The following is a 16,535-nucleotide window of genomic DNA, read 5'->3' on the forward strand; positions in this document are numbered from 1 at the left end:
ATCTTCGCCTGTATTGCGACTATACAGGCAAGCGCAGCCTGCGACAAAGGAGGCAGGCACCTGACACATTCTGTTAGAGTTGCAGGGATTGAATCCCGCTTATTCATGCGACATTGGAGTGACAACCTTGACCGCCGCAACCACGCCTAAAAGTAAGTCAACCGCCGCCGCGCTCTCCCCCGCGCGCACCAGGCTCTGCCTGGCGCTGCTCGTGCTGCTGGGATTCTCGCTCGGCTGCTCCGAGTTCGTGGTCATCGGCATCGAAAGTGACTTGGCGACGGAACTCGGCATATCGCTTGCCGCTGCGGGCCAGCTCATCAGCGTTTTTGCACTGGTCTACGCCATCGCGACGCCGGCGCTTGCGCTCAGCACGGGACGCTTCCGCCGCTACCAGCTGCTCGTGTGTTACAGCATCGTCTTTGTGCTGGGCAACTTGGTTATGGCGCTGGCGCCCAACTTCCAGGTGCTGTTCGCCTCGCGCATCATCTTGGGCTCCGTCTCGGGCGCACTGCTCGCCGTGGGCGTGACGTATATCCCCGAGCTGCTGTCCCCGCAGCAGACCTCGCTTGCCATCTCGGTGGTGTATGGCGCATTCTCCGTGGCGATGGTCTTTGTGACCTCGATCGGCAAGTTTGTGGCCGATACGCTCGACTGGCACGTGGCCATGTACGGCGCGCTGGCCTTTGCCGTTTTGATCTGCAGCGCGCTCGTGGCGTTTATGCCGCGCGCCGGGCAGACCGATGAACCCGCCACCTTCCGCGAACAGGCGGGGCTGCTGCGCGAGCCGAGTATTATCACCGGCATGCTCATCTTTTTGTTTGGCGTGGGTTCGGTCTATGTGTTCTACGGCTACGTGACGCCCTATCTGGAGCAGGTGCTAGGCATGGGCACGGTCGAGGCCAGCACCACGCTTATGGCCTACGGCATGTTCTGCCTGATCTCGAACATCCTGGGCGGATGGATCGATGCGCGCTTTGGCATGAAAGCGCTGCTCGTGACGTTTGTGCTGCAGGCCGCGGCGCTGTTTGGGCTGTTTGCCCTGGGCGCTGCCATGCCCCTCGCGCTCGTTTTGTCTTCAGCCTGGCGCTGCTCATGTACCTGTTCTCGGTCTCGTGCATCACGCACTTTATGGACGTGGCCCGCAGCCGCCATCCCAAATCGATGGTGCTCGCGAGCTCGGTGGAGCCCATGGCGTTTAACGTCGGCATCTCGTTTGGCACCGCGGTGGGCGGCGCGGTAGTGAGTGGCATTGGCATTGCCTACGTGGGCGCAGTTGGTGCCGCGTTCTCGCTCGTAGCCTGGGTGCTCACGCTGGTGACGATCAAGCTGGCGCGCTGGGAGCGCAAGCGGGCAGCACAATCTTCGATGCAGGCATAGGGGTGGGATCGAGGCAGGCGCAAGTACAGCTCAGCGCGGCGGGCGTCCGATGAAAACCACACCATACGAGCAGTGTTTATCCGCCCGCAGGCTCCAGCAATTCAATTTCGTGTACTTGAAATGCACGTTTTTCCACGATTTCGTGTATTTCAAGTACACGAAATCGTACTAAACTATGTACTTGAAGTACACGAAATTGGAAAGGCGGCCCCATGCGCAGATCAATCGAATCCGTTATCGAATCATGGGCGACAAAGGACGCCTCGCGCCCCCTCCTCATCCGTGGCGCACGACGCGTGGGCAAAACGTACGCTGCCGAGGAAATCGGCAGACGAATCGCCGGCGATGCGTTTGTCAAACTCGACTTTCAGACCGATCTTGAGCTGATTGCCCCGCTGTTCGACTGCCCCACCGACGACGTTGACACCATCGTGGCACGAATCTCAGACTATAAACGCACCCCCATTCGCAAAGAAACCGCATTCATCCTGTTTGACGAGGTTCAGCTCTGTGAACGGGCGCTCAACTCGCTTCGCTTTTTCTCGGGTTCGGGCTGGCGCATATGCGCGACCGGCAGTCAGCTCGGCGTCGCCACGCGCAAGCGCAAGCTGCCTTTTCCCAGCGGCGTCCGCCAAGAGACCATGCATCCCATGTCGTTCGAGGAGTTTCTCTGGGCGCTCGGCGAGGAGCAGATGGCCGATGCCGTTCGTACCCACGCCGACACGCTCGAGACCTACGCCGCACACCAAGCCGCGCTCAACCTGTTTCATCGATACCAAATCGTGGGCGGCATGCCCGCCGCCGTCAACGCATATCGCAAGACGCTTTCCATCGAAGACGCGCGCGTCGAGCAGCGCGAAATCGACGAGACCTACACCGCCGATATGACCGACCCCGAAAACGGGATCAGCGGCGTAGCAGCGCGCAAGGTCTGGCGCTCCATTCCATCCCAGCTGCTACGATCCTCAACCAAGAAATTCAAGTACTCCGAGGTCGAACGCGGAGGCCGACGCTCAAAGCTCATCGAGCCACTCGACTGGCTCGAGGGCGCCGGCATCATATCGGTCAACAACCTGACCGAAGGCATCGAACCTCCCCTCGTCCCCTTCGACGACGAAGACGGGAGCTTCTTTAAGGTCTATCTTCTCGATACGGGCCTCATGTTCTACAAACTCGGTATCAACCCGCGACTCTGGCTCGACCTCAAAGAGGATTCCGCCATTGCGCTGTCTTCCGACTTTCGAGGTGCCTTGGCGGAGAACTCGGTCATGCAGGCATTTTCGGGCAATGGTTTGCAGACGTATTACTGGATGCCACCGTCGTCTTGGAAAACGAACGGCGAGCTCGATTTTCTACTTCAGACCGACCGTATGGAGATCGTTCCCGTCGAGGTAAAATCCGCACGCAACGTGCGCGCGAGAACGCTCGGGTCGTTTATGGAAAAAGCCTGGTCGCCGTATGCCTACATATTGTCCGAGAACAATTTTGCCCGCAGCGAAACCGATGACGGACGCGAGCTGCGCCATCTCCCCTTGTACGCAGCGGGCTTTATCGGAGCAAACTGCCTCAAGGGCAGTCTGTAACCCCCGCGCGACCGCCCAGAAAGGAACCATCATATGCAGCACGTACTGTTTATTTGCCACGGGAATATCTGTCGCTCGACGATGGCTGAGTCCGTGTTTGCCGAGCTGGTGCGCCGTGCTGGGCGCGAGGCGGAGTTCGTCATTGATTCTGCCGCGACCTCGACCGAGGAGATTGGCAACCCTCCGCATCATGGCACCGTCGCCAAGCTGCGCGAGGTCGGGATTCCCGTCGTTGCGCACCGCGCGCGCCAGGTTCGTCGCGCGGAGTATGGTGACTGGGACCACATCGTCTATATGGATGCCGAGAACGCGCGCGGCCTGCGTCGCATCTTCGGCGACGATGCCGACGGCAAGATTTCGCGGCTGCTGGATTGGACCGATCGCCCCGGCGACGTCGCCGATCCCTGGTACACCGGCAACTTCGATGCCACCTACCGCGATGTGCTCGCCGGCTGCACGGCCATGCTCGAGCAACTGTAGGCGCCCGGGCGGCGCGGATGCGTGAGCCACGCCATCGGCATAAAATGAGCGTGGATAATCTCCCGCATACAAATTGAGCGTGGATTTTCTCCCACTTTGAGCGTAAAACCACGCTCTAAACGGGAGATTATCCACGCTCATTATCTTGGCGGGCGAAAATCCACGCTCGATTACTCGTCGACGATCTCGGCGAGCCAGACGTTCAACGTATCGACCTCGGGGCAGCAGAACTTTGCCGTGCCGGGCTTGTTGCCAGGCACGGTGCCGCCGTAGCGCAGGATGTCGATATAGGGAAAGCCCACGTGGCAGGCCATGGAGCACATCTTGCCGCGATCGCGGTCGAAGTCGAAGACGTCGCCCGGCTTGTGCCCATGGTGGCAGCGACACGTACCCAGCTGGTCCACGCAGCTAATGCGAATACGCGGGCGCTTGCCACGCGGCGCACCGAGCGGCTTGTTCTCGCTCGCGGGCTCGGGGATGCTTTCGCCGGCGCTACTCATGGTCGATCACATCCAGGCAGGCCTCGATGGGCAGGCCGGCGGACTTGTCCTCCTGGTCGGCGTTGCGCTCGATAAGCTCTGCCACCACGCGCATGGCATCGGCCGTTGCACGCTGCAGACTCCAGCCGGCCATCACGCGACCGACGAGCACCGCCGAGAACGTATCGCCCGTACCCGGGAAGTAAACCGGGATCAGGTCAAAGGGAATCGTGAAGTACTCCCCCGCCACGTGGTCGTAACCGATGACGGCGTTCGTGCCGTCGACCACAGCGCTCGTAATGACCACCGACTTGGCGCCCAGTGTGCGCATGGCGTCCACAAGGACGCGGCCCTCATCGGGCGTGATGTGCTCGGCGATGGGCGTGTCGGTGAGCAGGCAGGCCTCGGTGTAGTTGGGCACCGCATAGTCGGCGCACTCGAGCAGATGCCTCATGAGGCCGATCGTGGACTCGGGAACACCGGCATAGAGCTTGCCGTTGTCGCCCATGATGGGGTCGATGAACACCTTGGTGCCCTTTTGCGCGCGACGGTGGCAAAAGTCCGAGATGATACGTGTCTCTTCCTCGGTCACGATAAAGCCGGTCGAGATGGCGTCGAACTCAAAGCCGAGCTCTTCCCAGATGGCAAGGCTCTGGCGCACGTACTCCGTAGTGTCGTGGATGTAGAACTTGGGATAGTTGAGCGTATCGGACACAAGCGCCGTCGGCAGGTTGTGGATACGGTAGCCCATGTGCGACAGCACCGGCAGCATGGCGGAAAGCGCGACCTTACCGTAGCCGCACATATCGTTGATCAGCAGCAGCTGAGTGTTCTTCATGAGTGTCCCCCTTGGGTCGGGCGCGGCGCGGCAGCGCCATAGTGCGACTAAGTGTAGCGCAGGGGGCGTTGCGAACAGGCGCCAGGGCCGCGAAGAGCGCATTGTTGCGGAAAGGTTTCGGAAAATGATCCCTTTTCCTCCGTCCCCAAGGGATCACTTTCACCAATCCCTGGACCAAACTACTTTGGTACCTTGACAATTATTTCTTACACTCCTAGATTAGTTAGGCACAAAACAATCCCACTACCTAACTAAAGAAAGGAGCGATACGAATTCATGTGCGATGAACCCCTTAACCTTCGTCCGCACGAGCCCGGCGGCGATCCTTCGCAGCCGGCAGACGTGCCCGAGGCGATCAGCGCCGAAGACAAGCTCGCCAAGCGCATCCTCAACGGCCTTGGCTTTTGTGGCCACTACATGCACTTTCACGGCGGCGGCGTGTCCGGCAAGGCGCCCATCGTCTGCCTGCTCGCCAAGCAGGAAAACGGCGAAATGTCGCAGCAGGAGCTCGGCATGCACTTCGACCTTAAGCCGGGATCGCTTTCCGAGATCTTGTCCAAGCTCGAGTGCGCCGGCATTATCGAGCGCAGCCGCAATCCAAAAGATCGCCGTCAGCTCACCATTCGCCTGACCGAGATCGGCTGGGAGAAGGCCCGCATCGACCAAGTCTCACGCATCCGCTTTAGGGAGCAGGCCTTTAGCGCGCTCACCCACGACGAGCGCGAACAGCTTGCCGAAATGCTCGAGAAAATCCGCGTAACCTGGGAGGAACTGGATGATTAAAACCCTTATGGGCAGCATCCGCGATTACAAGAAGGTCACGATCGCCACGCCGCTGCTGGTGCTTGGCGAGGTAATCTGCGAGATGATGATCCCGTTTATCACCGCCGACATGATTGACGCCATCAAGGACGGCGCCGCCGTTGCCGAGATGCTGCCCACCGCCGGTCTTCTGGTGCTCATCGCGCTGACGTCGCTCGCCTTTGGCGCCGCTGCGGGCATCACCTGCAGCCATGCCAGCTGCGGCTTTGCCAAGAATCTGCGTCGCGACCTGTTCTACAAGATCCAGACGTTCAGCTTCGCCAACATCGACGAGTTCTCGAGCTCCTCGCTCGTCACGCGCCTCACCACCGACATCAATAACGTGCAGCAGGCCTTTATGATGCTCATCCGCATCGCCGTGCGCTCGCCGCTGGTGCTGATCTTTGCCTTTACCATGGCCTACGCCATGGGCGGCAGCGTCGCCATGGTCTACCTGGTCATTATTCCGCTGCTGGGCTTTGGCCTGTTCTTCATCATCTATAAGGTGCGCCCGATCTTTGCCCGCGTATTCCACAAGTACGACGCGCTCAACGAGTCGGTCGAGGAAAACGTCACCGGCATGCGCGTGGTCAAGAGCTACGTGCGCCAGGACTACGAGAAGGAGAAGTTCGCCACCGCCGCACGCGACGTCCAGATGGACTTCACCCGCGCCGAGAAGCTGCTCGCCTTTAACAACCCCATGATGAACATCTGCGTCAACGGCGCCTTCGTCGTCATCATCTACCTGGGCTCCGAGCTCATCATCACGAGCCAGGGCACCCTGTTCGACGTGGGCCAGCTCTCCTCCATCTTTACCTACGGCTTCCAGATTCTGATGAGCCTGATGCAGCTGTCGATGATCTTTGTCATGGTGACCATGGCCGATGAGTCGGCGCACCGCATTACCGAGGTGCTGGCCGCCGAGCCCACGATCGCCAATCCGACCGAGCCCGTGCACGAGGTTGCCGACGGCTCCATCGACTTCGATCACGTGAGCTTTAAGTACTCCGAGCATGCCAAGCGCCAGGCGCTCGACGATATCGACCTGCATATTAAGAGCGGCGAGACCATCGGTATTATCGGCGGCACCGGCTCGGCCAAGTCGACGCTCGTGAATCTGATCGCCCGCCTGTACGATGTCACCGAGGGCACTGTGCGCGTCGGCGGCGTGGACGTTCGCGACTACGATCTGGACGCGCTGCGCCACCAGGTGGCCATGGTGCTGCAGAAAAACGTGCTGTTTAGCGGCACCATCGCCGAAAACCTGCGCTGGGGCGACCCGAACGCCACCGACGAGGAAGTCCGCGAGGCAGCGCACCTGGCCTGCGCCGACGAGTTTGTCGACGGCTTCCCCAAGGGCTACGACGCCTGGATTGAGCAGGGCGGCTCCAACGTCTCCGGCGGCCAGAAGCAGCGCCTGTGCATCGCGCGCGCCCTGCTGCGTCGCCCCAAGATCTTGATCCTGGACGACTCCACGAGCGCCGTCGACACCAAGACCGACGCCAAGATCCGCGAGGGCCTGGCGAGCTATCTGCCTAACACGACCAAGCTCATCATCGCCCAGCGCATCAGCTCCGTGCAGGACGCCGACCGTATCATCGTCATGGAGGGCGGCCGCATCAAGGACATCGGCAACCACGACGAGCTGCTCAAGACGAGCGAGATCTACCGCGAGACCTTTACCTCGCAGAACAAGATGAGTGCCGAGGGCGAGGAGGCGGCCGAGACCGCCGCAGCCGACACCGAGGCATCCGCACCGCAAGCCCAGACCCAGGAAGGAGGCGAGGCACATGAGTAAGGCCGCTACCGCCGAGCGCGCGCGCAACCGCAAGGGCGGCACCATGACGCGCCTGATCAAGATGCTCTTTGGCTTCTACCCGGTGCTTTTGCCCCTCGTCGTCGCCGGCGTTGTGCTCTGCGCCATCATCAACTCCATCGGCGCGACGTTTCTCCAGAGCGCGCTGCAGGTCATTAGCGAATCGTGGCAGTCGGGCGACTGGACGGCCGCGCAGCCCAAGATTCTGAAGCTTGTGACTACCCTCGGCTGCATCTATGCCGTGGGCGTCGCCTCGTCGCTGTTCTGGAACCGCGCCATGGCCGTCATCACGCAGGGCTCGCTCGAGAAGCTGCGCGAGAAGATGTTCAACCGCATGCAGGACCTGCCAATCCGCTACTTCGACACGCACCAGCGCGGCGACATCATGAGCCACTACACCAACGACATCGACACGCTGCGCCAGATGATCAGCCAGTCGCTGCCCAACCTGCTCATGACGATCATCGTCATCGTCACGGTGTTCTTCATCATGCTGTACTACAGCGTGTGGATGTGCCTGGTCATCATCGCCGGCGTCGCCTTTATGACCTTTATGACCAAGCTGCTCGGCTCCAACTCCGCGCGCTTCTTCATCGCGCAGCAGACCGAGCTCGGCGTGGTCGAGGGTCATATCGAGGAAGTCATGAACGGCCAGAAGGTCGTCAAGGCGTTCTGCCACGAGGCCGCCGCCGAGGCCGATTTTGACGAGCGCAACGAGAAGCTCTTCGAGGTCTCGCAGAAGGCCAACATGTACGCCAACATCCTCATGCCGATCCTCATGAATCTGGGCAACCTGCTCTACGTGCTGGTCGCGCTGGCCGGCGGCATCTTCCTGGCGCTGGGCGTGCCCAACCTGAGCATCTCGGGCATGGCGCTCTCCATCGCCGTCGTGGTGCCGTTCCTCAACATGACCAAGCAGTTCTGTGGCCAGATCGGCCAGATCTCGCAGCAGATCAACGCCGTGGTCATGGGCCTCGCCGGCGCCGAGCGCATCTTTGAGCTGCTCGACGAGGAGCCCGAGGCCGACGAGGGTTACGTGACGCTCGTCAACGCCCAGGTGAACCCCGAGACCTGGCAGCTCGAGGAGGCCGATCACCACACCGGCATGTGGGCGTGGAAGCATCCGCACCGCGCGACCGGCGAGATCGAGTACGTGCCGCTGCGTGGCGACCTGGTCATGGACAACGTGGACTTTGGCTATACGCCCGACCACGAGGTGCTGCACGGCGTGTCCGTGTACGCCAAGCCGGGCCAGAAGGTCGCGTTTGTCGGCGCCACCGGCGCCGGTAAGACGACCATCACCAACCTCATCAACCGCTTCTACGACATCGCCGACGGCAAGATCCGCTACGACGGCATCAACGTCAACAAGATCCGCAAGGCCGACCTGCGCCGAAGCCTGGGCGTCGTGCTGCAGGACGTGAACCTGTTCACCGGCACCGTGATGGATAACATCCGCTACGGCAACCTGGATGCGACCGACGAGGAGTGCATCGCGGCGGCCAAGCTCGCGGGCGCGGACGACTTTATCACCCGCCTGCCCGACGGCTATGACACCATGCTCACCGGCAACGGCGCCCAGCTGTCGCAGGGCCAGCGCCAGCTGATCTCGATCGCCCGCGCTGCCGTCGCCGATCCGCCGGCAATGATTCTGGACGAGGCAACGAGCTCCATCGACACCCGCACCGAGGCCATCGTGCAGGCGGGCATGGATAAACTCATGGAAGGCCGCACGACGTTTGTCATCGCACACCGCCTGTCCACCGTGCGCAACTCTGACGCGATCATCTGTCTGGATCACGGCCGCATCATCGAGCGCGGCAACCACGACGAGCTGATCGCCAAGCGCGGGTATTACTACCAGCTGTACACGGGAGCGTTTGAGCTGGAGTAGGAACGGTTACTGACGGAGGGTTCCCCGGGGCGTCGGGGTAATTCCTCCGTGCTCAAACATTCTCGCTTCGCTGCGAAACTGCGCGCGGAGGAAATACCCCGCCCGTCCCCGGGGCACCCTCCTGTACGCGATTAGCCCGTCATTTAAAACGGAATAAAAGTTAGTGAGGCCCTGACCGTTTGGCCAGGGCCTCGTTTTGTGTAAGCTACTTGAGGAGTTGGGCCATGGCGTTGACGAATTTTTGGACTTGGAGGGTAGGCTCGAGCGGGTAGTGCAAATAGACTGGCACCTCGCGGCCGCACAGGAACGGCACGCCCACAAAGGCAGGGTGCACGCCCGACCATGCGCCGCAGGTGAGCACCGCGTCGCCCTTTTCCTCCGCCTCGTTAAAAAGCGCAAAGTCAAAGCTATCCACGTCGATCACGTCCACGCCGCCGTCGGCCAAAAGGTCGATGCGCAGGCTGTCCATGGCGTCGTTGCCGTGACGGAGCACGCGCAGGCGCATGCCCTCCAGGTCGGCAACTGTGATGCGCGTCTTGCGCGCAAGCGGGCTCGTGCGCGGCACGTCGATATAAAACGGCACGGTAACGATGCGGAGCTTTTGGCAGGCGTCGCCCCAGCGCGGGGTCGAAAAACTCGACTGCACCACATCCACCTCGCGCCCCAGACTGCGCATGACGGTCTCGCGCTCATCGTAAAGGTCCCCCACCGGCACAATCTCAAAACGCAAGCGCGGCTCCATGTCGTGCACCTGCGGCCACAGCGCGAGCGTGTGGCGCCCCGGGCACATCATCGATACGCCCAGGCGCACCGCACCGCCATCGCCCGCCGCTCGCCGGGCGCGGCGCAACGCATCCTCGGATTGGCGCATGATCGAGCGCGCGTCGTCCACCAACAGCGCGCCCGCCGGCGTCACCTTGACGCCCGAGTGCGACCGCTCGAACAGCGTGATGCCGAACTCGGCCTCGAAGCCCGAAACCTGCTTGACGAGTGCCGGCGTCGACACGCGCAGCTTTGCCGCCGCGCGCGAGAAACTTCCCAGCTCCGCGGCGGCCGAAATAGCGTCAAGTCGTCGATCGTACACGTCAATCTCCCGTTTTCGCACGCGCGGGCGCACAGCACCGCAGGGGGTCGTTTTCGCAGGTCACGCGCTCAATTGAGAACAAACCTCAATGCATAGTATAAACCTATGGTTAATGCCATTCTAACAAATATGCAATTCACCTGCGCAAACGCAAAGCATACGATAACCAGCGAAAACCACGTGGGTCGGTTAATGGGAGCGACCCACAGGGAGGCACAAGAAGGGAAGTTCCTATGAGCAATTGGCTTAAGCTCGAGGGCGATGTCTGCGCCGTGACTGGCGCACTCGGCGGCATGGGCGCCGAGATCTGCCGCGAGTTCGCCCGCAATGGCGCCAACGTCGTCATGCTCGACCTGGACGAGGAAAAGGTCAAGGCCGCTGCCGCCGACCTCGCTGCAGAGTTTGGCATCCACGCCGAGGGCTACAAGATGAACGCCACCGACGAGGCCGAGGTTCAGGCCGCCGTCGACGCCACCATCGCCAACTTCGGCCGCGTCGACGTCCTCGTCAACACCGCCGGCATCCTGCGCTTCGCCGCTATGGAGGACCTGCCGCTGAGCGACTGGGAGCAGGTGCTCAACGTCAACCTCACCGGTTACTTCATCACCTCGCAGCGCTTTGGTCGCGAGATGATCAAGGCCGGCCAGGGTCGCCTGGTGCACATCTCCACCGTCGCCAGCCACTCCCCCGAGACGTTCTCGGGCGTGTACAGCTCCACCAAGGCCGGCGTCAACATGATGTCCAAGATGCTCGCTGCCGAGTGGGGCCCGTATGGCGTGCGCTCCAACTGCGTCGAGCCTTGCTTCGTCAAGACCCCCATGTCGGCCAACTTCTACGCCGACCCCGAGGTCGAGAAGAGCCGCAGCCGCCTGATCGCCACGCGCCGCATCGGCGAGGTCAGCGATATCGCCAACGCCGTCATGTTCCTGGCATCCACGCGCTCGGACTTTACCACCGGCGACGCCATCAAGGTCGATGGCGGTTTCTCCAACATGATGGGCGACCTCACCGCCAAGCCCGGCGGCCGTCGCGCATACGCCGACAACTACCTTAAGAACAAGGGTGTCGAGCTCTGGTCCGATGAGTCCGGCGTCGCCAAGCCGACCGACCAGTAAACCCGCCCGGTAGAGAGGGGTGCGGGACAAGTCCCTCCCCTCCCCACATCGATTAGAAAGAGTCCAATGGCTTCCACCAACTCCAACAAGGGTCGCGCCGTCGTGCTTTCCGCCGCGTGCGTCACCATGTTCTTCATCAGCTCCATCGCGCTGTATTCCGTCGTGAGCAAAAACCTGCTCGCCGTCTACCCCGAGTGGTCCAGCGCCCTTACCTGGGCCTTCCCGGTCTTCCAGACCATCATGGCCGTAACGGGCATCTTCGCCGGCCGCATCTCCGATAAGATCGGCCCCCGCAACGTTGTGATCGCCGCCGCCGTGTGCTACGGCGTGGGCTGGTTCATGTCCGGCACCGTCACCGAGCCGTGGCAGTTCTACCTGTGGTTCTCGCTCGTCGCCGCCGTCGGCAACGGCCTGGGCTACAACCCGGCGCTCACCACCGGTCAGAAGTGGTTCATCGACAAGAAGGGCCTCGCCTCCGGCATCACCCTGGCCGCTTCGACCGCCGGCCCCGCTGTGCTGTCCCCGGTGCTCGCCTCGCTGCTCATCCCGAGCCTTGGCATCTTTGGCGCCCTTAAGGCGCTCGGCGTCATCTTCTTTGTGATGATCGCCGCCTCCGCCCTGTTCCTGAAGGCCCCCGAGGCCGGTTGGCTGCCCGAGGGCTTCGAGGCCCCCAAGGGCGGCGCGCACGCCGGTACCTTCGGCGACCTCACCCCGGGCGAGATGGTCAAGACCCCGCGCTTCTGGGTCCTCATCATCACCTTCGCCTTTGCCGCCACCGCCGGCACCCTGCTCGTCGGCAAGGTTGCCTCCATCGCCGCCGTCCAGCTCTTCGCCGACCCCACGAGCGCCGCTGCCGTCGCTCTCGGCGGCGTAGTCGTCTCCGTCAACACCTGCGCCAACCTGGTCGGCCGCCTGTCCTTTGGTCAGATCATCGACAAGCTCGGTGCCTACAAGTCGCTGCTCATCAGCCTTGTCGTCACCATCGTCGCGCTCGTCATCATGTCGATGAGCTTTACGCAGAGCATGTTCTTTGTGGCGCTCGCCCTGCTCGGCTTTAGCTTTGGCGCCCTGCTCGTCATCTACCCGCCGCTCACCGGTGGCGCCTTTGGTACCAGCAACATCGGCGTCAACTACGGCATCATGTTTTTGGGCTACGCCGCTTCCACCTGGATCAGCCAGCCCATCACCGCTGTGCTGTATCACGCCGAGGCCGGCAGCGCCGCCTACCAGCAGTCCTTCTACGGCGCCATCGTAATCGCCGCCATCGCCGTCGTGCTCACCGTCTACATGATGGTCTCCGACAGCAAGAAGAAGTCCGCTTAGTAATTGCCAATGTGACAAAGGGACTGTCCCTTTGTCACATTCCATCGCCACCAGTATTAAGGAGTCGAAATGTCTGAGCTCAACCCCGTCCGCATTGCCGTTATCGGCGCCGGCGCCATGGGCCGCAACCACATCCGCTTTGTCACCGAGGAGCCCGAGGCCGAGCTCGTCGCCATCGCCGACGCCTTTGAGGGCGCCCGCGCCACGGCCGAGGCCGCCGGCGTGCCGTTTTACACCGATCCCGCCCAGATGATGGACGAGGTCAAGCCCGAGGCCGTCATTATCGCCACCCCCAACGACCTGCATCTGGGCGTTGCCCGCGAGGCCGTCAAGCGCAACATCGTGCCGCTGGTCGAAAAGCCCATCTCCAACGACCTCGAGGATGCCCAGGCCTTCGCCGCCGAGGCCGAGACCGCCGGCGTGCCCGTGCTCGTTGGTCAGCACCGTCGCCACAACCCCTTTGTCAACAAGGCCAAGGAGATCATCGAGTCCGGCGAGCTGGGCAAGCTCACCGTATCGAGCTTCCACTACATGATCTATAAGAACGACGAGTACTTCGATGTCGAGTGGCGCCGCAAGAAGGGTGCCGGCCCGATCCTGGTCAACCTGGTGCACGACGTCGACCTGCTCCGTTACCTGCTGGGCGAGCCCGTTGCCGTCCAGGGCATGCAGTCCAGCGCCGCCCGCGGTTTTGAGACCGAGGACTCCGCCGTGGTCAACGTCCGTTTTGCCGATGGCGCGCTTGCGAGCATGACCATCTCCGACGCCACCGCCAGCCCCTGGAACTGGGAGGCCACCGCTCGCGAGGATCCGCAGTACCGCCCCTTCGACGCCGACGCCTACTTTATCGGCGGCACCAAGGGCGCCCTGTCGCTGCCCCGCCTGCACCAGTTCTCCTACGATGGCGCCTCCAACTGGCACAAGCCGCTGCAGATGGAGATCCCGGCCGTTGACCCAGCGCTGCCGCACAAGATGCAGCTCAAGCACTTTGTGAAGGTTGTCCGCCGCGAGGTCGAGCCCGTCGTGACCCCCGCCGATAACGTCAAGACGCTCACGCTTCTCAACGCCATCAAGGAGGCCGCCGAGACCGGCAACCTCGTCGAGCTGTAAAGCCCGAGCGGGCTGCGGCAAACCCCTATGCCGAACCCCTTGGCCCGTCACAAATAAGCCCCTCTTCTTCGCCCCGCGAGCAGCCTCCTGCCCGCGGGGCTTTTTGCTGCAGGGTAGTCGCGGATGGTATCCTTGGTAGCCCTGTGCTGCAAACGCACCTCAAACGCAAGGAGTCCCATGGATCTTATCGCCCAGCTTGCCCGCGAGCTCAACCTTAAGGCCGCCAATGTCGAAGCGGCCGTCAAGCTCATCGACGAGGGCAACACCATCCCCTTCATCTCGCGCTACCGCAAGGAGGCCACGGGCGGCATGGACGACGTCGCCCTGCGTGCGCTCGACGAGCGCCTGTCCTACCTGCGTAATCTTGAGCAGCGCAAAGACGATGTCATCCTGCTCATCGACGCCCAGGGCAAGCTCACGCCCGAGCTCGAGCAGCAGATTCGCGAGGCCACGCAGCTCCAGCGCGTCGAGGACCTCTACAAGCCCTACCGCAAAAAGCGCATGACCCGCGCTCAGAAGGCTCGCGAGGCCGGCCTGGAGCCGCTCGCCAACATGATCATCATGCAGGCATCCGCCAAGGGCAGCGCACTCGATGCCGCCGCAGCCTACGTCAACGAGGAGGCGGGCTTCGACACACCCGAAAAGGCGCTTGCAGGTGCGGCCGACATCGTGGCCGAGACGGTGGCCGAGGACCCCGAGAACGTCGCCGACCTGCGCGCCTTTACGCAAAACACCGCCGACATCGTCGTCGAGGCCACCGACCCCGCCGAGAAGACTCCCTACGAGCCCTACTACAACTTTGACGAGCCGCTGCGCCGCATCCCCAACCACCGCGTGCTGGCCATCGACCGCGGCGAGCGCGAGGGCAAGCTCCGCGTACGCGTGAACGTCGACGGCGCCGCCGCCACGGCGCGCCTCGGCAGTCGCTGGCCCCGCCGCCAGGGCGTCTTCGCGCCCGTCTTTGACGCCGCCATCGCCGATGGCTACAAACGACTGATGGCTCCCTCGCTGGAGCGCGAGGCACGCGCCAAGCTCACCGTCCGCGCTCAGACCGAGGCCATCAACGTCTTTGCCAAGAACCTTGAGGGTCTGCTCTCGGCACGCCCCGTCCGCGGCGCCCGCGTGCTCGCGCTCGACCCGGGCTACCGCACCGGCTGCAAGGTCGCCGTCATGGACGAGACCGGCAAGCTGCTTGACCACGGCGTGGTCTACCCCACCAAACCGCGCCACGACGTCGCCGGCACCAAGCGCGAGCTCGCCCGCCTCGTCAAAAAGGACGGCGTCAACACCATCGTCATCGGAAACGGCACCGCCAGCCGCGAGACCGAGGAAGTTGTCTCGGAGTTCATTGCCGAGCAGGCGCCCAGCCTTCGCTACACGATCGTCAACGAGGCAGGCGCGTCGGTGTACTCCGCTTCCGAGCTCGCGAGCCAGGAGTATCCCGACCTGGATGTCACCGTGCGCGGCGCCATGAGCCTGGGCCGCCGCCTGCAAGACCCACTGGCAGAGCTCGTCAAGATTCCGCCCCAGTCCATCGGCGTTGGCCAATACCAGCACGACCTTGACCAGGCCGAACTCTCGCGCACCCTGGGCCACGTGGTGGAAGACGTCGTCAACCGCGTGGGCGTCGACGTCAACACCGCGAGCGCGAGCCTGTTGGGATACGTATCGGGTATTACGCCGAGCGTGGCCAAAAACATCGTGGCCTACCGCGAGGAAAACGGCGCCTTTACCGATCGCCGCCAGCTTAAGAAGGTCCCCAAGCTGGGACCCAAGGCATACCTCAACGCCGCGGGTTTCCTGCGCATCAGCGGCGGCAAGAACCCGCTTGACGCGACAAGCGTCCACCCCGAGAGCTACGAGGTAGCCACGGCCGTCCTGGAGCGCGCCGGCGTTGCGGCAAGCGAGCTCAGCCGCGGCGGCGTGCCCGACATCGAGCGCCGCCTGGGCAGTATCTCGGCGCTGGCAAGCGACCTGGACTGCGGCACTCTCACGCTCATCGACATTGTCAACGAACTCAAGAAGCCCGGTCGCGACCCGCGCGACGATGCACCCGAGGTGGTCTTTAGCCGCTCGGCGCTTTCCATCGACGACCTGGAACCCGGCATGGAACTCAAGGGCACGGTGCGCAACGTTGTCGACTTTGGCGCCTTCGTCGACGTGGGAGTGCACCAGGACGGCCTCGTACATATCTCTAAGCTGGCCAACCGCTTTGTCAAGCACCCCAGCGACGTCGTGCGCGTCGGTGACACGGTCAAGGTGTGGGTGGAAAAGGTCGATCGCGACCGCAAGAAGATCTCGCTCACCATGGTGCAGGGCAAGTAAACCGCCAAAGCAAGGGTACCCCCTGTAGCGACGTGCAAAATCGCGAGTATTCTGCAGTTTCCGCCGTTCCGAACGCCCCACAGAGACAATAACGCCAAAAACAGCCCCCGTTTTAGCGAAATTAAAGCCAAAACGGGGGCTGTTCCATGCTTCGGTTGGTCGCGCGCGCAGACGTGGTGTAAGAGTGTCCTGAGGTCCGTCGCTGCAAGTCCCGATGTTACTCCTTCTTGAGACCGCGCTTCTCGACTATCTCGTCCACTATCTCCCTGGCGCGCCGCCCGAGCGCGCGGCGCCTCCCCTCCGTCGGGGC

General features: G+C 62.6%; 14 protein-coding genes. 11 read left to right on the plus strand and 3 right to left on the minus strand.

All coding sequences use genetic code 11. The annotated features are described in order from the left end of the window. The first annotated feature begins 127 nt into the window (after window positions 1-127). The 4 genes from AB5Z14_RS07755 to AB5Z14_RS07770 all read left to right on the plus strand — a co-directional run bounded on the left by AB5Z14_RS07755 (window position 128) and on the right by AB5Z14_RS07770 (window position 3,440). The gene (locus tag AB5Z14_RS07755; RefSeq protein WP_368130969.1) at window positions 128-1,240 is read left to right on the plus strand and encodes an MFS transporter; all 1,113 of its coding nucleotides are present in this window, start codon (window positions 128-130) and stop codon (window positions 1,238-1,240) included. Continuing rightward, a complete protein-coding gene (locus AB5Z14_RS07760) occupies window positions 1,189-1,377 on the plus strand; it encodes a hypothetical protein (RefSeq protein ID WP_368130970.1) in 189 nt (62 codons plus the stop codon). The genes AB5Z14_RS07755 and AB5Z14_RS07760 overlap by 52 nt, the downstream gene beginning before the upstream one ends. A gap of 212 nt (window positions 1,378-1,589) precedes the next feature. Continuing rightward, window positions 1,590-2,960, plus strand: a complete 1,371-nt coding sequence (locus AB5Z14_RS07765; protein WP_368130971.1) for an ATP-binding protein — start codon at window positions 1,590-1,592, stop codon at window positions 2,958-2,960. A gap of 33 nt (window positions 2,961-2,993) precedes the next feature. After that, entirely contained in the window at window positions 2,994-3,440 is a 447-nt protein-coding gene (locus AB5Z14_RS07770) for a low molecular weight protein-tyrosine-phosphatase (protein ID WP_117747000.1), read from the plus strand. A 170-nt stretch (window positions 3,441-3,610) separates the two neighbouring features. Here the strand turns inward: AB5Z14_RS07770 and AB5Z14_RS07775 are convergent, their stop codons facing one another. Then, window positions 3,611-3,940, minus strand: a complete 330-nt coding sequence (locus tag AB5Z14_RS07775) for a TIGR04076 family protein (RefSeq protein ID WP_195363460.1) — start codon at window positions 3,938-3,940, stop codon at window positions 3,611-3,613. Beyond that, window positions 3,933-4,757: a PfkB family carbohydrate kinase gene (locus tag AB5Z14_RS07780; RefSeq protein WP_368130972.1), complete on the minus strand. Its 825-nt coding sequence runs from the start codon at window positions 4,755-4,757 to the stop codon at window positions 3,933-3,935. Before AB5Z14_RS07780 ends, AB5Z14_RS07775 begins: the two co-directional genes overlap by 8 nt. Window positions 4,758-5,033: 276 nt before the next feature. On the opposite strand from AB5Z14_RS07780, the gene AB5Z14_RS07785 reads away from it, so the two are divergent. From AB5Z14_RS07785 to AB5Z14_RS07795, 3 genes are read left to right on the plus strand one after another with little or no spacing between them, the layout of a single operon-like run. Next, a complete protein-coding gene (locus AB5Z14_RS07785) occupies window positions 5,034-5,540 on the plus strand; it encodes a MarR family winged helix-turn-helix transcriptional regulator (protein ID WP_368130973.1) in 507 nt (168 codons plus the stop codon). Further along, entirely contained in the window at window positions 5,533-7,356 is a 1,824-nt protein-coding gene (locus tag AB5Z14_RS07790; protein WP_368130974.1) for an ABC transporter ATP-binding protein, read from the plus strand. The genes AB5Z14_RS07785 and AB5Z14_RS07790 overlap by 8 nt, the downstream gene beginning before the upstream one ends. Then, entirely contained in the window at window positions 7,349-9,268 is a 1,920-nt protein-coding gene (locus tag AB5Z14_RS07795) for an ABC transporter ATP-binding protein (RefSeq protein ID WP_368130975.1), read from the plus strand. Before AB5Z14_RS07790 ends, AB5Z14_RS07795 begins: the two co-directional genes overlap by 8 nt. 205 nt (window positions 9,269-9,473) lie before the next feature. Here AB5Z14_RS07795 and AB5Z14_RS07800 read toward each other — a convergent pair whose 3' ends face one another. After that, entirely contained in the window at window positions 9,474-10,352 is an 879-nt protein-coding gene (locus AB5Z14_RS07800; protein WP_117817035.1) for a LysR family transcriptional regulator, read from the minus strand. A 233-nt stretch (window positions 10,353-10,585) separates the two neighbouring features. On the opposite strand from AB5Z14_RS07800, the gene AB5Z14_RS07805 reads away from it, so the two are divergent. The 4 genes from AB5Z14_RS07805 (at window position 10,586) to AB5Z14_RS07820 (ending at window position 16,225) form a co-directional block, all read left to right on the plus strand. Further along, window positions 10,586-11,467, plus strand: a complete 882-nt coding sequence (locus tag AB5Z14_RS07805; protein ID WP_138375130.1) for an SDR family NAD(P)-dependent oxidoreductase — start codon at window positions 10,586-10,588, stop codon at window positions 11,465-11,467. A 66-nt stretch (window positions 11,468-11,533) separates the two neighbouring features. Next, window positions 11,534-12,790: an MFS transporter gene (locus AB5Z14_RS07810; RefSeq protein ID WP_195534652.1), complete on the plus strand. Its 1,257-nt coding sequence runs from the start codon at window positions 11,534-11,536 to the stop codon at window positions 12,788-12,790. Window positions 12,791-12,859: 69 nt separating this feature from the next. Next, window positions 12,860-13,900, plus strand: coding sequence for a Gfo/Idh/MocA family protein (locus AB5Z14_RS07815; protein WP_368130976.1), 1,041 nt, complete (start codon window positions 12,860-12,862; stop codon window positions 13,898-13,900). Window positions 13,901-14,077: 177 nt separating this feature from the next. Then, the gene (locus AB5Z14_RS07820; RefSeq protein ID WP_368130977.1) at window positions 14,078-16,225 is read left to right on the plus strand and encodes a Tex family protein; all 2,148 of its coding nucleotides are present in this window, start codon (window positions 14,078-14,080) and stop codon (window positions 16,223-16,225) included. Window positions 16,226-16,535: the final 310 nt, after the last annotated feature.

It is taken from the genome of Collinsella aerofaciens (assembly GCF_040910265.1).
Classification (GTDB): domain Bacteria; phylum Actinomycetota; class Coriobacteriia; order Coriobacteriales; family Coriobacteriaceae; genus Collinsella; species Collinsella aerofaciens_BK.

Bases quoted from the DNA above. Each gene is read 5' to 3' on its own strand.
- AB5Z14_RS07760 (WP_368130970.1), top strand. From the start codon at position 1,189: ATGGCGTTTAACGTCGGCATCTCGTTTGGCACCGCGGTGGGCGGCGCG.
- AB5Z14_RS07765 (WP_368130971.1), top strand. From the start codon at position 1,590: ATGCGCAGATCAATCGAATCCGTTATCGAATCATGGGCGACAAAGGAC.
- AB5Z14_RS07770 (WP_117747000.1), top strand. From the start codon at position 2,994: ATGCAGCACGTACTGTTTATTTGCCACGGGAATATCTGTCGCTCGACG.
- AB5Z14_RS07775 (WP_195363460.1), bottom strand. From the start codon at position 3,940: ATGAGTAGCGCCGGCGAAAGCATCCCCGAGCCCGCGAGCGAGAACAAG.
- AB5Z14_RS07780 (WP_368130972.1), bottom strand. From the start codon at position 4,757: ATGAAGAACACTCAGCTGCTGCTGATCAACGATATGTGCGGCTACGGT.
- AB5Z14_RS07785 (WP_368130973.1), top strand. From the start codon at position 5,034: ATGTGCGATGAACCCCTTAACCTTCGTCCGCACGAGCCCGGCGGCGAT.
- AB5Z14_RS07790 (WP_368130974.1), top strand. From the start codon at position 5,533: ATGATTAAAACCCTTATGGGCAGCATCCGCGATTACAAGAAGGTCACG.
- AB5Z14_RS07795 (WP_368130975.1), top strand. From the start codon at position 7,349: ATGAGTAAGGCCGCTACCGCCGAGCGCGCGCGCAACCGCAAGGGCGGC.
- AB5Z14_RS07805 (WP_138375130.1), top strand. From the start codon at position 10,586: ATGAGCAATTGGCTTAAGCTCGAGGGCGATGTCTGCGCCGTGACTGGC.
- AB5Z14_RS07810 (WP_195534652.1), top strand. From the start codon at position 11,534: ATGGCTTCCACCAACTCCAACAAGGGTCGCGCCGTCGTGCTTTCCGCC.
- AB5Z14_RS07815 (WP_368130976.1), top strand. From the start codon at position 12,860: ATGTCTGAGCTCAACCCCGTCCGCATTGCCGTTATCGGCGCCGGCGCC.
- AB5Z14_RS07820 (WP_368130977.1), top strand. From the start codon at position 14,078: ATGGATCTTATCGCCCAGCTTGCCCGCGAGCTCAACCTTAAGGCCGCC.